This window comes from Saccharopolyspora halophila, assembly GCF_039531955.1.
Taxonomy (GTDB): domain Bacteria; phylum Actinomycetota; class Actinomycetes; order Mycobacteriales; family Pseudonocardiaceae; genus Saccharopolyspora; species Saccharopolyspora halophila.
Genome location: NZ_BAAARA010000004.1, coordinates 333,865 through 349,453 on the forward strand (window position 1 = coordinate 333,865; position 15,589 = coordinate 349,453).

The following is a 15,589-nucleotide window of genomic DNA, read 5'->3' on the forward strand; positions in this document are numbered from 1 at the left end:
AAGGATGAGCGATGACGCGCGAACAGGACGTCGTCGTGGTCGGATCGCTGAACGTCGACCTCACCGCGGCGGTGCGGCGCCACCCGCAGCCGGGCGAAACCGTGTCGGCGACCGCGTTGAGCACCAGCGCGGGCGGGAAGGGCGCGAACCAGGCCGTGGCCGCCGCGCGGCTGGGCGCCCGGACGGCCCTGGTCGGCCGGGTCGGCGCCGACGCTCACGGCGCGGACCTGCTGGCGGCGCTGCGCGCCGACGGCGTCGAGACCGCGCACACCCTCCGCGACGAGTCGGAGAGCACCGGAACCGCGCTGATCAGCGTGGCCTCCTCCGGGGAGAACAGCATCATCGTGTCGGCGGCGGCCAACGCCCGGTTGTCCCCGGACGACATCGCCCGCGCCCGGCCGCTGCTCGCCTCCGCGCGCGTCGTCTCGGTGGTCCTGGAAGTGCCGGTGGAGACCGTGTGCGCGGCCGCGCGCGCCGCGCGGGAGAGCGGGGCGCGGTTGGCGCTGAACCTCTCGCCGGTGCTCGACCTGCCCGCCGAGGTGTTCGCCACCGCCGACCCGCTGATCGTCAACGAGCACGAGGCCAGGGAAATCCTGCAGCGCAACGGTTCCCAACTCCCGGACGGGGAGGTCGCGCACGCCGAGGCGCTGCGCGAGATCGGTGCGCGATCGGCCGTGGTCACCTTCGGGGCCCGCGGCTCGGCGGTCGCCGAACCCGGCCGCGCCGAACACGTTCCCGGGGTGCCGACCGAGGCGGTCGACACCACCGGGGCGGGCGACGCCTTCGCGGCTTCGGTCGGCTGGCGGCTCAGCCGAGGGGACTCATTGCCGGAAGCCGCCCGGTGGGCCACCCGCGTCGGGGCCCGCAGCGTGCAGCACCCGGGCGCGCAGCCGTCCTACCCGACGCTGCAGCAGGTGCTCGACGAACCGGGCCTGCCGGTTTAGGGGACATTCCAGTTCGGGGTTCGCGTGGCGGCGCCGGGAGCGGAACCTCGGACGCCGTCGGGCTGCCGAATCCGAGGCTTGAGCAGCCACCTGCGCGGCGCTGCGGCTGTCCTCGCCCGCCGACGTCTGAGAACCCGCGGCGGTGCCGTCCGAGTCCACCACCTGAAACAGCGGCTCCACCACGTTTCCGCGAGGACCCCTTATCAGGGACTGCCCGGACCCTGGTCCGCGAGGGTGCGAGCGGCCGCAGCCCCGGGCGGTCAGACCTCGCGCCGGAGGTCCTGGAGCTGGGGGAAGTACCAGCGCAGGATGCTGCGGAGGTTGTCGGCGCCCGCGCGTCCCCAGTCGCGTTGCAGCTCGGCGACCAGCGAGATGGCGGTGACCGGCTGAGCGCCCGCGGACAGCATCCGCTGCATCGCGTTGTCGTGCGCTGCGGTGCTGATGCCGCCGATGGCGTCGGCCACCGGGTAGACCTCGTAGCTCTCGCCCAGCATGTCCAGGGTTGGGAAGGCGACGCAGACCTCGGTCCACAACCCGGTCATGATGATCTTCCGGCGGCGGGTGGCTTCCACCGCGGCACGGAAGTCGGGATCCTCCCACGAGTTCAGGGTCGTCCGGTCGATCTCCTCGGTGGGCGGGAGCGCTTCGCGGAGTTCGTCGATGGTGCCGCTGTTGGCGCCGAGCTCGACGCCGACGGTGGTCAGCACGACCGGGAGCTGGTAGGCGCGGGCCGCGCGGGCTACCGCGGTGACGTTGAGCATGAGCTCGTCCAGGCCGATCGAACCGACCGTGCCGACCTGCTCGGGCTGGTAGTCGATGAGCACCAGCGCGCAGTTGTCCGGGGTCAGCAGGTGGTCGTTGCTGCGGATGGGTGTTTCGCCTGCCATGTTCTCTCCTCGGTGCGTTGTTCTGCCGCCGCTCGTGCGGTGATGTTGAGCCCCGGCGCTACTCGGTGCCAGTTCGCACGTCTGCTTCGCGTCTGCGCCGGACTGGGTGACCGGACCGGATCGAGATCGGGTTGAAGGCGTTGATGATCACCGACGTCCAGATCAGCAGCGCCGCGCTGATCCAGGTCCTGTCCCGCCAGGAATCGCCGACCGAGCGCGCAGGAGAGGCAGAGGTGAGCACGAGCCGGTTGGTCAGCACCGGGACGGTTGAGCCACCGCCGCGACGGTGCCCGGCAGCGGACGATCCAGGTGCTTCGCTCTGGTGATTTCCGGGGCGACATCCCCTCATCACCGACCAGTCGCCACCGTTCACACCGCGAACCGCAGCCCCGACCAGCTGCCTGCTGCTGCCCGCCGCCACGTTTCGCCGACTGATCCAGGAACGGCCCGGGATGGCCCGCCTGTGGCTGACGAACGTGGCCCGTCGCTACTTCCGCCCCGAGGATCGCCTGGTCGGCACGATCGGTGGCCCGGTGGAGCAACGCGTCGTGCAGCTGCTGATGCGCGAGCAACGGACGCGTGCACGGCTCGCGAGCGGAGCTGGCCGCGATGCTCGGTCGCTCCCGTCCGGCACTCAACCGGACCCTGAACGAGCTGACCGACAGCGAAATGATCCAGATCCGGTACCGGCTGATCAAGTTGACCAGCGCGATCGATCACCTGGAACACCGCCTGCCTTGAACCCGTCGTGGAATGACTCGCCGAACGGCGTGGCCGGGTGGATCCGGACTGCTCTCACACATCTCCGCGCGGTGATGGAGCACGTCAGCCCGTGCGGGTACCGATGAGTTCCCGGTCGAGGCCGAGGAGATGCCCGCATCGGCTACCGGCCCCCGCCCCCGAGAGGACCGAGGCGCGCAAGTCCTGACCGCTACCGCAGTTCCCGACCCCGATTCTCGCTCCAGAACGAGTTGTCGGTCGATCCGTCGCCTTTGCGTGACGCCCGTGATTTCGGCGATCGAGTCGGCGACCTCGGATCTGACCAGCGCACGGCTCCCCGGGAGGGACGGGCGCATCGCCCTTCCATTGACATCCGGCGCTCGTCAGCTACGGTCCCGCTCGATCATGTCCCCGCCGGTCAACGCCGGAGCGCGGGGGGCATCGACACGGATCGTGTTCGTCGAGATGAGGGTGTCATGGTGGAAGATCGTGACAGTGCGGGCGGGGTGCCCGGGACGGTCACTCCGGAGAGCGGCGAAGTCCAGGAGACCGCCCGGGTTTCGCGTCGCGCGTGGATCGGACGGTTCCTGGGCCCACTCCTCGCGATAGCGGCGTTCTTCGCGCTGCCGGGAGGTGAGGGCGGTGTCACGACGGAGGCTCGCGGCGTGGCGGCCGTCGCCGTGCTGATGGCGGTGTGGTGGGTCACCGAGGCGCTGCCCCTGCCCGCTACCGCGCTGCTGCCGATCGCCCTGTTCCCGCTGGTCGGAGCCACCGACATGGAGCAGGCGACCGCTCCCTACGCCAACGACATCGTGTTCCTGTTCATGGGCGGGTTCATGCTCGCCCTCGCGATGCAGCGCTGGGGCCTGCACCGCAGGATCGCGCTGCGCACGGTGCTGGCCGTTGGAACGAAACCAGCCCGCGTGGTCGGCGGGTTCATGCTCGCCACCGGGTTCCTGTCGATGTGGGTCAGCAACACGGCCACCACCGTGGTGATGTTGCCGATCGGTCTGTCGGTGCTCACTCTGGTCTTCGACCGGCTGCCCGGAGCAGGTGACGGGGAGGACGACCCCGGAACGGCGCGCTTCGCGACGTCGCTGATGCTCGCGATCGCCTACGCCGCCAGCATCGGTTCGCTTGCCACGCTGATCGGTACTCCGCCCAACCTGTTCATGGCGGGCTTCCTGTCCGAGACCTACAACATCGACATCGGTTTCGGCCAGTGGATGCTGTTCGGCCTGCCGGTGGCCGTGGTCCTCATGGTCGCGACCTGGCTTCTGCTGACCAAGGTGCTGTACCGGACCACTATGACCGACATCCCCGGCGGACGGGATCTGTTCCGCGGCGAGCTCCACAAGCTCGGCCCGATGAACCGCGGCGAGCGCGTCGTGGGCGTGGTGTTCGTGTGCACGGCGCTGATGTGGATCCTGCGGGAGCCGCTCACGCAGCTGTTCCCGCTGTTGAGCAGTCTGGACGACACCGGCATCGCGATCATCGCCGCGCTGGTGCTGTTCGCCGTTCCGGTCGACGCCAAGCACGGCGTGTTCACCCTGGACTGGACCTCGGCCGCGAAGCTGCCGTGGGGTGTGCTGCTGTTGTTCGGTGGCGGTTTGTCGCTGGCCTCGGCGATCGACTCCAGCGGCCTCGACGACTTCATCGGCAACAGCGTCGGTGCGCTGGGCGGTGTGCCGACGTTCATGGTCGTGGCCGTCGCGGTGATCGCGGTGATGTTCCTGACCGAGCTGACCAGCAACACCGCGACGGCCGCCACGTTCCTGCCGATCCTGGCGGGCGCCGCGATGGGGCTGAACATCGACGTGCTGCTGCTCGTGGTGCCTGCGGCGCTGGCGGCCACCTGCGCGTTCATGATGCCCGTGGCGACCCCGCCGAACGCGATCGTGTTCGGTTCCGGCTACGTGACGATCCCGCAGATGGTCAAGGCGGGTTGGTGGCTCAACCTGCTCGCGATCGTGCTGATCCCGATCGCCGTGTACTCGCTCGGCGCCTGGTTCCTCGGGATCGCGTTGAGCTGAGACTCGTTCCGCGGGCCCGGCTCCGAGAGGTCGTTCATGCCCGATGCCGGCCGCAAGGTCCGGTCTCGTCTTGTCGTGAACGCCGGGTGAGTGTCGTGTTCGGGGTGTGGCCGCTCCTGCGAGACCGGGGCGGCCACGCCACTGCGAGCGTGGCGCTGCGATTCCCGAAGCAGCTCGTCGACGACATCCGGCGTGCCGTCACGGGACCAACGGCGCGACGCGTCCGACTTGTCTGGTGAACGCGAGTGCAGGGGCTGCCAGAGGAACGGCTCCGGCTCGGTTGCGGTGGTGACAGTGGGCGGTCTCAGCCGAGCAGGATGCGGTGATGTAGCAAGCTGAAGCCTGCGCGTCCGCGCATTCGTCGCTTGATCAGCTTCGTTTTGGTGCACACTCCCTCTGTTCGTCCATTGTGGAAGTGGCTGAGCGCGGTGTTCACGGCGGGGCGGTCGAGGCTGCGGGTGAGCGCGTGGAGGTGGCGCCGAGCACGTGACCCTGATCGGCATTCGCCCGTGGGCGGCAACACGTGGCCGGGCCCGTCGAGTGCGGCTCCAGCGGAGCGGTCGGCGGTCCGGCGTGCGGCTGCGCACGGCGACTGGGAGGAATCGACGACCGCCGTCGCCAAGGCCGGCGGGGTGGTCGCCTACTCGCGTCCAGGCCCTGGCGACTCGCCGGGCCTGCTCGGCGGTTGCCGCGGCGGAAGATCGGGGGACGATGCGCAGGCGGCCGCCGCCGCGGCCATCCTCGTCGACTTCGAGATCTCGCAGATCCGGCTCGCCGAAAGCGGCGGTGGCGGCCTCGGCCCTCGCGTGCGGTGGGATCGACCTCGGAGACCGACCGCGGGTGCGACGAGCTCGCGGTCGTGCGGACCGGGCGAGCGTGGCCATGTCTCAGCTCGCGAATGCGCGAACCACGACGACGGCAGCGCGCGGGGAAACCGGAAGGGACGTGGCCACCTCGTACCTTTCCTGAACGTTCAAGTCCTGCGGTGGTTGTGCGTTCCTCCAAGCGGTGTCCTGCTTGTTGGAGCATCTGCTCATGCCCTGGTCGGAGGGTGACCGGTCACACTCTCCGGAACATTCGTTTGGTGCAGTTTCGGCCCGCGGCGGTCCTCCCGCCGCAGCATTGGTCGGCTCGCAGAGGGCTGCAGGTGCGGGGTCTGCCGTCCGCTCCGGAGGGGAGCCATGTTCTTCGACTACGTGGTGATCGCGTTGTACTTCGCCGGCATGCTCGGCGTGGGCTGGTGGGGTATGCGGCGAGCGCGCAGCAAGGAGGACTTCCTGGTCGCCGGGCGCCGGCTCGGCCCGACCTTCTACACCGGCACCCTCGCCGCGGTCGTGCTGGGCGGAGCGTCCACGATCGGCAGCGCCAGCCTCGGTTACGAGTACGGCATCTCGGGGCTGTGGCTGGCGGGCATGCTCGGCCTGGGGATCCTCGTGCTGAGCTTGGTGTTCTCCCGCAAGCTCTCCCGGCTGGGCGTGTACACGGTGGCGGAGGTGTTCGAGCTGCGCTACAACGCGGCCGGGCGGCTCCTCAGCGGGATCATCATGATCGCCTACGACCTGATGGTGGCGGTCACGGCCACGCTGGCGGTGGGCACGCTCTTCGACGTGCTGATCGGAATCCCGCGGGTGCCAGCGATCCTCGTCGGCGGGGGCATCGTCGTCCTCTACACCGTCCTCGGCGGGATGTGGTCGATCACGCTCACCGACCTCATGCAGTTCGTGATCATGACCGTCGGCATCTTCGCGATCCTGCTCCCGGTGTCGGTGGCCGAGGCCGGCGGGTGGGCCCACCTCCAGCAGGCGTTGCCGAGCAGCTACGTCGACATCACGGCCATCGGCGGCGACAAGATCTTCTCCTACTTCCTGATCTACTTCTTCGGGATGCTCATCGGCCAGGACGTCTGGCAGCGGGTCTTCACCGCGCGCACCCAGCGCGTCGCCCGCTACGCCGGGGTCGCGGCGGGCGCTTACGTGGCGCTCTACGGCACGGCCGCCGCGGCGATCGGCATGGCGGCCAAGGTGCTCTTCCCGAACCTGCCGAACGCCGACAACGCCTTCGCCACGGTGGCCCAGAACGTCCTGCCCGCCGGAGTGCGGGGGCTCGTGCTGGCCGCGGCGCTGGCCGCGCTCATGTCGACCGCGAGCGCGACGATCCTGGCCTCCTCGACCATCGCCGCCAACGACATCTACGCCCGCTTCTCGAGAAAGCGCAGCTCGGCCGGAGTCGCGGCGAACCGCGCCTTCGTGGTCGGCGGCGGGCTGGTGGTGATCGTCGCGTCGCTGCTCGTCCAGGACGTGGTCGGGGCTCTCACGATCGCCTACAACCTGCTGGTGGGTGGTGTCCTGGTGCCGATCGTCGGCGCGTTGTTCTGGCGGCGCGCCAGCGCCACCGGCGCCCTCGCCTCGATGGCCGTCGGCAGCCTGACCGTCATCGGGCTGATGGTCGCCTACGGCATGGACGCCAACGCGCCGATCTACGTCGGTCTCGGAGCGAGCGTCGTGGTGTTCGTCGTGGCCAGCCTGATCGCCCCGCCCACCGAGCGGGCCCAGCTGGCGTCCTGGCAGGCGCGCCTGCGCGGAGAGGGCGTTCCCGAGGCCTCCGCGCGAGGCTAGGAGCTGCTGGTGCATCGGTCTGCTCGGCGACGCCAGCAGCAGGAGCTGAGCGACTCCGCGAACCCCGGGCGCCACAGCTTCGAACCAGAACCCGCAGTGGGGGAGCAGCCGAGCCGGTGAGGGAGCGGGAAGCTCGTGGACCGCGTTGGCGACGCAGGTGACTGCTGCACCAACGCGGTCCGTTCGAGCGACCTGTCCCGAGCTTGCCGGGACGGAGTCGCGGTTGCTTTCCGCGGTTCGGAACGCCTACTTCATGGTCGCGAGTTGGATCAGGTTGCCGCAGGTGTCGTCGAGGACGGCGGTGACCACCGGTCCGAGGTCGGTCGGTTCTTGGGTGAATTCGACGCCGAGGCCCTTGAGCCGTTCGGCCTCGGCGTGGACGTCGTCGACGGCGAACTGCGTGAACGGGATGCCGTCGGCCACCAGGGCCTTCTTGAACGGGTCGGCCGCCGGGTGGCCGGAGGGCTCCAGCAGCAGCTCGACACCATCCGGGTCCGCCGGCGAGACGACGGTGAGCCAGCGCGCTCCGCCGGCCGGCACGTCGGTCTTCTTGATGAATCCCAGCTTCTCGGTGTAGAAGTCGAGGGCCTTCGCCTGGTCGTCGACGAGGACGCTGGTGATGTTGATCCGAATCATGGGTCGACCATCTCTCCATTGATGGGCCAGCGCTCGATGATCGAGCGCAGCGGGCTCGTGTCGATGTGGTGGAACTTGTAGCGCCCCTGCCGCCGAGTGCGCACCAAGCCCGCTTGTTCGAGCACCGCGAGGTGCTGCGAGACGGCTTGGCGGGTGGAGCTCAGTCCGTGCTTCATCGTCAAGCGGCCGCAGATCTCGAACAGCGTCTGACCGTCTCTTTCGATCAGCTCGTCCAAGATGGTGCGTCGCGTCGCGTCGCCGATGGCCTTGAACAGGTCGGGTTCCACGTCCACGCGACCGACTATAGGCAAGTCATCACTTGCATGTCAAAGGGGTCTCCAGGGCGAATGCCCCGCGCGCGCTGACGAACTCCCGGGTTCGCAGCGCCGGTCAGGCAGATCAGTAGTCGATCCGGAACCCGCCGATGAGGGTGATGGAGTTGCCGTCCGGGTCCGTGGTCGATGCCAGCTGAACGCCCTTGTTCACGATCTGGATCTCGCCGCACTCGATCCCGCGCTCCGCGAGTTCGGCGACGTGCGAGGGCAGGTCGCCGACGGCGAGGTTGAGCGCGCTCTTGCCGGCGCGCTCGGCGTCCACCCACGCCTGCACCCAGCCGGTTGCGGTGACCCGCCATTCCGCGAGCGGGTCCATCGGGCGGTTGGTCGGTTCCTTCCCGAACAGTCGCCCGTACCACTCGCTGGCGGTGGCGATGTCGGTGACGGCGACGACGGAGAGGACGTGCTCGACGGCCATGATGCTCCCTTCCCGTGCTCTGCGGTTGCACAGGGGTGGACCGCCGTCGTCGCCGGAACTCATCGACTCGCGCGCATCACCGGCGAGCTGGTCGCGGTGGTCGGCGAGTGCTCGCGCGAGTTCCTCCGGGCACGGACTTGAGCGTGCCCTCGGGGCAGGGGTTTGAGTGGTGGCGAGATGCTTTCGTTCGCTGGCCTCTGGGAGGACTTGATGAGTTCGTCTTCGGATCGTGGGATTCGGGTTGAGCGGGGTGGCAGCGCGGAGGAGTCCAGGCGGCCGGATCCCGCCGGGCGGCGTTCGCGGATTCCGCGCGAACCCTTCTGGATCATCCGCGCGAACTTCGGTGCCTACCTCGTGATGAACGCGGTCATCTACGGGTTCTTCCTCGCCGGGATGGGGACCGGGTTGCTGTTCCCCGAGCTCACCGAAGCCCGGACGGTCGCGCTGCACGAGAACGGGACTGCTGACCTGGTCACGTCGCTGCTGGGGAACTTCTGGCTGTTCAGCCTGATCATCCTCGCGGTCAACGCGCTCAAGGCGAGCTTGCTGACGATCGTGCTGCCCTCGATGGTCGTGCCTTTCGCCGGCGTCGCCTTCTTCGCCTACACGACCTTCGACCTCGGGGTGAGCCTCGCGCCGATCAACGAGACCTTGGCCAAGACCATGATCCCGCACTCCCTGGCGGTCCTCGTCGAATTCCAGGCCTACGTCCTGGTCGTGCTCGGTGCCTACCTCCTCGGGAGAGCATGGCTGTGGCCCGGGACCGTTGGTGCTCGCGACCGGCGGCAGGGGTACGTCCGCGGGTTGCGACAGCTCGGGTGGGTCAGCTTGCCCGCGTTGGCGTTGCTCGTCATCGGTGCCGTCTACGAGGCCTTCGAGATCATCTACGTCGTACCCCCGCTGGTGGCGGGTTGAGGCGAGAGCACCGCATCGCGTACGCGGTTGCGGCAAGGTGTTGTCGGGTGGGGATCGAAGTCCCGCGGCGGTGAACGAGGAGGCCGGGCGATGGCGTGGAGCACGCGGCAGCTCGCCGAACTGGCGCACACGACGGTCAAGGCCGTCCGCCACTACCACGACATCGGCTTGCTCGACGAACCCGAACGCGCGGCGAACGGGTACAAGAAGTACCGGGTGCCGCACCTGGTGCGGCTGCTGCAGATCAAGCGGTTGAGCGAGCTGGGGGTTCCGCTGGCGCGGATCGCGGAGATGGAGCGGGCCGACGAGAACTCCGACGAGGCGATCCGCGCCCTCGACGCCGAGCTCGAGGCGACGATCGAACGGCTGACCCGCATCCGCGCGGAACTGGCCGCGGTCCTGCACCACCGCGCGCCGCCCGAGGTGCCACCGGGCTTCGCCCCGTTCGCCGACACCCTCTCCGACACGCGCCGGTCCCTGCTCCTGGTCTTCTCGACGATCTTCAACGAGGAGACCATGGAGGACTTCCGGCAGGCGCTGGTCAACGCGGAGAGCACCGACGACGAGTTCGAACGCCTGCCTGCGGACGCCGACGACGCCGCGGTCGAGCGACTCGCCCAGCGCATGGTGCCGGTGATCCGCGCGAGCCGGGAGAAGCACCCGCACCTGGTGGATCCGACGGCGAACTCCCCGCACGATCCGAAGCTGGCCGAGAGCGCGATAGCGCACGCCCTGGTGGAGCTGTACAACACAGCGCAGCTCCGCGTCCTGAAGCGGGCGAACGAAATCCTCACCGGAGACGCCGACGACCCGCCGGGTGCGGATCGCTCGGGCGCCGCGCGCTGAACCAGCTCCGGGACGCCCCGCGTCGGCGGGGCGTCCCGGAGAGGTCAGGCGTGGTTGTGCATGACGTGCTTGATGCGGGTGTAGTCGTCCAGGCCGTAGCGGGAGAGGTCCTTGCCGTAGCCGGAGCGCTTGAACCCGCCGTGCGGCATTTCGGCGACCAGGACCATGTGCGTGTTGATCCAGACGCAGCCGAAGTCCAGGTCCGCGGCCATGCGCTGGGCGCGGCCGTGGTCCGCGGTCCAGGCGCTGGAGGCCAGCGCGTAGTCGACGCCGTTGGCCAGGCGCAGGGCGTCGGCCTCGTCGCGGAAGGTCTGCACCGTCAGCACCGGTCCGAAGATCTCCTCCTGGACCGGTTCGTCGTCCTGCCGCACTCCGCCGATCACCGTCGGTGCGAAGAAGAATCCCTTCTCGCCGATCCGGTGCCCGCCGGTGAGCACCCGCGCGTGCGCGGGAAGCCGGTCCACGATCTCGCGCACCCGTTCGAACTGCCCGGCGTTGTTCAGCGGCCCGAACGCGGCGTCCGCATCGGACGGCGGGCCGCAGCGCAGCTCCGCCGCTCGCGCCACCAGCTTCGCGGTGAACTCCTCGGCGACCCGCTCCTCGACGAGCACCCGGGTCGCGGCCGTGCAGTCCTGGCCCGCGTTGAAGAACCCGGCATCGGCGATGCCCTCGGCTGCCGCGTCCAGGTCCGCGTCGGCGAAGACCAGCGCCGGTGCCTTGCCGCCCAGCTCCAGGTGCACCCGCTTGACGTCCTCGGCCGCCGCGGCGGCGACCTGCTGGCCCGCGCGCGTCGAGCCGGTGATCGACACCATCGCCGAAACCGGGTGGGAGACCACCGCGCGGCCGGTGTCCCGGTCACCGCAGACAACGTTGAGCACCCCGGCCGGGAAGATCTCCGCCACGAGCTCGCCGAGCATCGCGGCCGTGACCGGCGTGGTGTCGGCCGGTTTGAGCACCACGGTGTTGCCCGCGGCGATCGCCGGAGCGACCTTCCACACCGCCATCATCAGCGGGTAGTTCCACGGCGCGACCTGGCCGATCACCCCGACCGGTTCGCGTCGCACGCAGGAGGTGCGGCCGGAGGCGTACTCCCCGGCCGCCGAGCCCTCCAGAACGCGCGCCGCACCGGCGAAGAACCGGATCTGGTCGACCGCGGCGCCGACCTCCTCGGTCCGGGTCGCTTCCAGCGGTTTACCGGTGTTCTCCGCCTCGGCGGCCACGAACTCCTCGCCGCGCCGCTCCAGCTCGTCGGCCAGCCGCAGCAGCAGCCGCTGCCGCTCGGCCGGAGTGCTCCGCCGCCACTGCTCGAAGGCCCGCGCGGCCGACTCGTACGCGGCGTTCACGTCGGCTTCCGAGGACAGCGGCGCGGTGCCGAAGGGCTCGCCGCTGCACGGATCGATCAGCTCGGCGGCGCGCAGGTCCTGCGCGTCCACCGGTTCGCCGTCGACGATGTTGCGGATCTCGCGCATCACGCACCTCCGGAGGGCAGGACGCTCAGCAGCTCGTAGGCGACGTGCGCCGCCGCGATCCCGGTGATCTCGGCGTGGTCGTAGGCGGGCGCGACCTCGACGAGGTCGGCGCCCACCACGTTGATCCCGTCCAGCCCGCGCAGGACCTCCAGCAGCTCGCGGCTGGACAGCCCGCCTGCCTCGGGCGTGCCGGTGCCCGGTGCGAAACCCGGGTCGAGCACGTCGATGTCGACCGAGACGTAGACCGGGCGCGAACCCAGCCGGGTGCGGATCCGGTCGATGATCGTGTCGAGCGGGCTGCGCGCGAAGTCGCGGCAGTGCACCGCGGCGAAGCCCATCTTCTCGCTCTCGTCGAGGTCGAGCCGCGAGTACAGCGGGCCGCGGATGCCCACGTGCATCGAGTGGTCGAAGTCGATGAGGCCTTCCTCGGAGGCCCGGCGGAACGGGGTTCCGTGGGTGTGGGGCGCGCCGAAGTAGGTGTCCCAGGTGTCCAGGTGGGCGTCGAAGTGCAGCACCGCGATCGGCCCGTACCGCTCGTGCTGCACGCGCAGCAGCGGCAGGGCGATGGTGTGGTCGCCGCCGACCGTGAGCAGGGTGCGGCGGGTGCCCGACAGCTGCCTGGCGCCGTCCTCGATGGTGCTGATGGCCTCGTCGATGTCGAACGGGTTGACCCCGAGGTCGCCGGCGTCGGCGACCTGGCGCGCGGCGAACGGCTGGGCGTCCAGCGCCGGGTTGTACGGGCGCAGCAGGCGGGAGCTCTGCCGCACGTGGTTGGGGCCGAACCGGGCACCGGGCCGGTAGCTCACGCCGGTGTCGAAGGGCACGCCCCACACCAGCGCGTCGGCATCGGACACGTCGGCGAGGCGGGGCAGCCGCGCGAACGTGGTGTCCCCGCCGTACCGGGGCACGCGGGTGGCGTCCACCGGACCGATCGGTTCCGTCACTTCGAACCTCCCTCGGACTGCGCGGCCAGGATCTCCGCCGCCGCGCGCTTGCCGGATTCGATCGCGCCGTCGATGAACGCGCGCCAGCGGCGCGCGGTGTGCGAACCGCCGAAGTGCACGCGGCCCTCCGGCTCGCCGACCGCGATCTCGTACTTGGCGAACTGACCGGCCCGGAAGGTCGCCCAGGTCCCCTTGTTGAACTCGTCGTTGACCCAGTCGTGCGATTCCGCGGCGACCACCTCGGCCTCCGGCGCGAACTCGCGCACCGCCCGCTGCACGTCGGCCAGGTCGGTGGCGTCGACCCGGTCGTGCTCCGGGGCGAAGCAGACCAGCACGACGCCGTCCTCGGTGGTGGCCATCGCCCCGACGTAGTCGAAGCTGGTGCCCCAGCCGAAACCGCTGATGTCCTCGTCGACATCGCGCGCCAGGGCCCACACCTTCTGGCCCTGGCCCGCGTGGTTCTCCTTCGAGATCGCCTGCTTGGCCGCCGAGAGCTGCGGGCTGAACTCGATGTCCTGCCAGATGCCGACCGGCGTGGTCAGCAGGATCCGGTCGGCCCGCGCGCTGCCGCCGTCGTGGTCGACGGTCACGCCGTCGTCGTCGGCGGCGACCCGGCGCACCGGGCTGGCGAACCGCAGCTCGGCGCCGCCGTCCCGGCGGATCGCCTCGGCCAGCGAGGCGGTGCCCTCGACGAAGGTGTAGCCGAGCACGCTCGCCTGCACCATGCCCCACAGCGAGTTGTCCATCGAGGACAGCCAGCGGATGATGTCCAGCGCCGAACCGGTCTCCTCGCTGGCGTTGGCGCAGCCGCAGAACCAGGAGATGAGCAGTTCCTTGGCGTTGCCGGTCAGCCCGGCTTCCGCTGCCCACCGGCGGATCGGCACGTCGAGGTCGTCCAGGCCCTGCTCGGACAGCGGGCGCGCCGGGTCGAGCCGCTCACCGGCCTCGATCAGCGCCCGCACCGCGTGCTCCAGCGCGCCGTACTGCTCGGGCGGCACCGGCAGCAGGGTATCGAGCACCTCGCCGCGGTCGGACCAGGTCATCCGGGCCGGCAGCTCGCTGTCGGCCACCGGGACGCCGTAGCGCTGCACCTCGTCCCACACGTGGGTCTGCTGCGGCACGATCCAGGTCCCGCCCATCTCCAGGCCGAAACCGCCGAGCGCCTCCGGGCGGTACCAGGTGGATCCGCCGATGCGGTCCCTGGCCTCCAGGATCAGCACGCTCTTGCCCGCTTCGCGCAGGTCGCGGGCCGCGGTCAGCCCGGAGAACCCGGCGCCGACCACGATGACGTCGTATTGGTCCATTCCTCGCACTTCCTCGTTTCGCGGTGCGCGACCGGCTCAGGCGGACATCGCCCGCGCCGGTGCTTCGGTTTCGGCTGCTTCCGGCACCGGCTGCGGCGAGCCGATGGTCAGCAGCAGGTAGGCCGCCGCCGTGGTGGCCGCGGCGAGCACGAAGCTCAGATCGATGCCGTAGGTCCACTCGATCAGCGGACCCCGGAACAGGGCGGTGTCGACCGCCAGCAGGCCCACCGTCGAGCCGATCGCCCAGGCGACCACTGCGCGCAGGTTCCAGCCAGCGGTGAACCAGTAGATGCCGCCGCGCGACCGGCGGTTGTAGACCTGCAATGCGTCCGGGTCGTAGACGCCTCGGCAGCCGTGGAAGCCGATCAGCGTGATCACCGCCCACGGCGTGCCGATGGCGGTCAGCAGCAGCACGAACGCGGTCACCGCGTCCTGCGCGTCCCAGACGAAGTACCCGAGGAACACCAGGGCCGTCGACACCGCCGACGTCAGGACCGTGGCCTTCACCCGCGACAGCGGCGGGACGATCGCGTCCAGGTCCAGGCCCATGCTGTAGATCAGCGCGCCCGCGTTGCCGATCGTGCCGAACACGCCGTTGAGCAGCAGCGGGATCAGGAACCACACCGGGGCGGCGGCCACCAGCGGGCCGACGTAGTCCTCGGCGGCACCGGAGGCGAACGCGGTGAACGTGCCGAACAGCTGCGGCACCAGCAGTCCCAGCACCATTCCGGCCGCGGAGGCGGCGAAGACCTTGCCGCTGGAGTACCGGCGCGGCGAGACGTAGCGGCTGTAGTCGCCGAGCAGCGTGATGAAGGCCATCGGCCCGCTGAGTCCCGCGGCGACCGTCGAAAGCGCCCAGGTGGTCCAGAAATCGCCCATCGCGTAGCCGTCGATCACCGGCGCGGTGCTGAACTTCCCCGAGTAGCCGATGATCCCCAGCAGCATGAGGACCAGCGTGCCGGCCGCCACCCACTTGCTCATCGCGGTCAGCAGGCGGTAACCGAAGATCGCGATCAGCACCGCCAGCACCGCCAGGCCCGCGTAGGCCGCGGAGTAGCTGGCGGCGCCGTCGGGGAGGCCGAACATCCGGTGCAGCGGGCCGACGATCGCGGCGCCGCCGGTCCACACGGTCAGCGCCGCGTAGCCCAGCGAGAGCAGCAGCCCGATGGTCGAGCCGATCAGCCGACCGCGGACGCCGAAGGTGCCGCCGCTGCTGGTCGACAGGTTGGTGCCGGTGCGGAAGGACACCAGCGCGAGCGGGGCGACGAGGACCGTGCCCAGCAGGGTGCCGGCGACCATGGAGCTGACGGCGGGCCAGAAACCCAGCCCGAAGGAAGCGGGCAACCAGCCGAAGATCACCACGCCGAGGCACATGTTGGATCCCAGCAGGATCCCCACGACGTCGAGAGGGCGGCCGATGCGGTCGCGGTCCGGGATCGTGTCGACCCCGTGCTTCTCGATTCCCGCGTCGTGCGGTGCGGGAGCGGTACCCGGTAACGACGTTGTTTCCGGTGGCATCTCGC

Annotated in this window: 14 protein-coding genes and 1 pseudogene; 6 read left to right on the forward strand and 9 right to left on the reverse strand. The window is 70.1% G+C overall.

Annotation, left to right across the window (positions count from 1 at the left end; genetic code table 11):
* The first annotated feature begins 11 nt into the window (after positions 1-11).
* Positions 12-944, forward strand: a complete 933-nt coding sequence (locus ABD289_RS09125) for a ribokinase (protein WP_344128756.1) — start codon at positions 12-14, stop codon at positions 942-944.
* A 260-nt stretch (positions 945-1,204) separates the two neighbouring features.
* On the opposite strand, the gene ABD289_RS09130 is transcribed toward ABD289_RS09125, so the two are convergent.
* Entirely contained in the window at positions 1,205-1,831 is a 627-nt protein-coding gene (locus ABD289_RS09130; protein WP_344128758.1) for an isochorismatase family protein, read from the reverse strand.
* A 579-nt stretch (positions 1,832-2,410) separates the two neighbouring features.
* Here ABD289_RS09130 and ABD289_RS09135 point away from each other — a divergent pair.
* Both ABD289_RS09135 and ABD289_RS09140 read left to right on the forward strand, forming a co-directional pair.
* Entirely contained in the window at positions 2,411-2,572 is a 162-nt protein-coding gene (locus ABD289_RS09135) for a helix-turn-helix domain-containing protein (protein ID WP_344128760.1), read from the forward strand.
* A gap of 455 nt (positions 2,573-3,027) precedes the next feature.
* Entirely contained in the window at positions 3,028-4,584 is a 1,557-nt protein-coding gene (locus ABD289_RS09140; RefSeq protein WP_344128762.1) for an SLC13 family permease, read from the forward strand.
* A gap of 304 nt (positions 4,585-4,888) precedes the next feature.
* Here the strand turns inward: ABD289_RS09140 and ABD289_RS25335 are convergent.
* A pseudogene (locus ABD289_RS25335) lies at positions 4,889-5,059 on the reverse strand (ISL3 family transposase); the annotation flags it as partial.
* Between the two features lie 706 nt (positions 5,060-5,765).
* Here ABD289_RS25335 and ABD289_RS09145 point away from each other — a divergent pair.
* Positions 5,766-7,199, forward strand: coding sequence for a sodium:solute symporter family protein (locus ABD289_RS09145; RefSeq protein WP_344128764.1), 1,434 nt, complete (start codon positions 5,766-5,768; stop codon positions 7,197-7,199).
* A 246-nt stretch (positions 7,200-7,445) separates the two neighbouring features.
* On the opposite strand, the gene ABD289_RS09150 is transcribed toward ABD289_RS09145, so the two are convergent.
* The 3 genes from ABD289_RS09150 to ABD289_RS09160 form a co-directional block, all read right to left on the reverse strand.
* Entirely contained in the window at positions 7,446-7,835 is a 390-nt protein-coding gene (locus ABD289_RS09150) for a VOC family protein (RefSeq protein WP_344128766.1), read from the reverse strand.
* Complete coding sequence (locus ABD289_RS09155; protein WP_344129193.1) at positions 7,832-8,122, reverse strand: ArsR/SmtB family transcription factor; 291 nt, start codon at positions 8,120-8,122, stop codon at positions 7,832-7,834. Before ABD289_RS09155 ends, ABD289_RS09150 begins: the two co-directional genes overlap by 4 nt.
* A 112-nt stretch (positions 8,123-8,234) precedes the next feature.
* Positions 8,235-8,588: a VOC family protein gene (locus ABD289_RS09160; RefSeq protein ID WP_344128768.1), complete on the reverse strand. Its 354-nt coding sequence runs from the start codon at positions 8,586-8,588 to the stop codon at positions 8,235-8,237.
* 210 nt (positions 8,589-8,798) lie between these two features.
* On the opposite strand from ABD289_RS09160, the gene ABD289_RS09165 reads away from it, so the two are divergent.
* Positions 8,799-9,503 (forward strand): stage II sporulation protein M, encoded by a 705-nt coding sequence (locus tag ABD289_RS09165; protein WP_344128770.1) that lies wholly within the window; start codon positions 8,799-8,801, stop codon positions 9,501-9,503.
* Positions 9,504-9,593: 90 nt separating this feature from the next.
* Positions 9,594-10,349 (forward strand): MerR family transcriptional regulator, encoded by a 756-nt coding sequence (locus ABD289_RS09170; protein WP_344128772.1) that lies wholly within the window; start codon positions 9,594-9,596, stop codon positions 10,347-10,349.
* 44 nt (positions 10,350-10,393) lie between these two features.
* Here ABD289_RS09170 and ABD289_RS09175 read toward each other — a convergent pair whose 3' ends face one another.
* Genes ABD289_RS09175 through ABD289_RS09190 form a run of 4 tightly spaced genes read right to left on the reverse strand, consistent with a single transcriptional unit; the run spans position 10,394 to position 15,584 of the window.
* Positions 10,394-11,818: an aminobutyraldehyde dehydrogenase gene (locus ABD289_RS09175; RefSeq protein ID WP_344128774.1), complete on the reverse strand. Its 1,425-nt coding sequence runs from the start codon at positions 11,816-11,818 to the stop codon at positions 10,394-10,396.
* Positions 11,818-12,762 (reverse strand): agmatinase, encoded by a 945-nt coding sequence (speB, locus tag ABD289_RS09180; RefSeq protein WP_344128776.1) that lies wholly within the window; start codon positions 12,760-12,762, stop codon positions 11,818-11,820. The genes ABD289_RS09175 and speB overlap by 1 nt, the downstream gene beginning before the upstream one ends.
* Entirely contained in the window at positions 12,759-14,066 is a 1,308-nt protein-coding gene (locus tag ABD289_RS09185; protein WP_344128778.1) for a flavin monoamine oxidase family protein, read from the reverse strand. The genes speB and ABD289_RS09185 overlap by 4 nt, the downstream gene beginning before the upstream one ends.
* A gap of 36 nt (positions 14,067-14,102) precedes the next feature.
* Positions 14,103-15,584, reverse strand: coding sequence for a purine-cytosine permease family protein (locus ABD289_RS09190; RefSeq protein WP_344128780.1), 1,482 nt, complete (start codon positions 15,582-15,584; stop codon positions 14,103-14,105).
* Positions 15,585-15,589 lie beyond the last annotated feature (5 nt).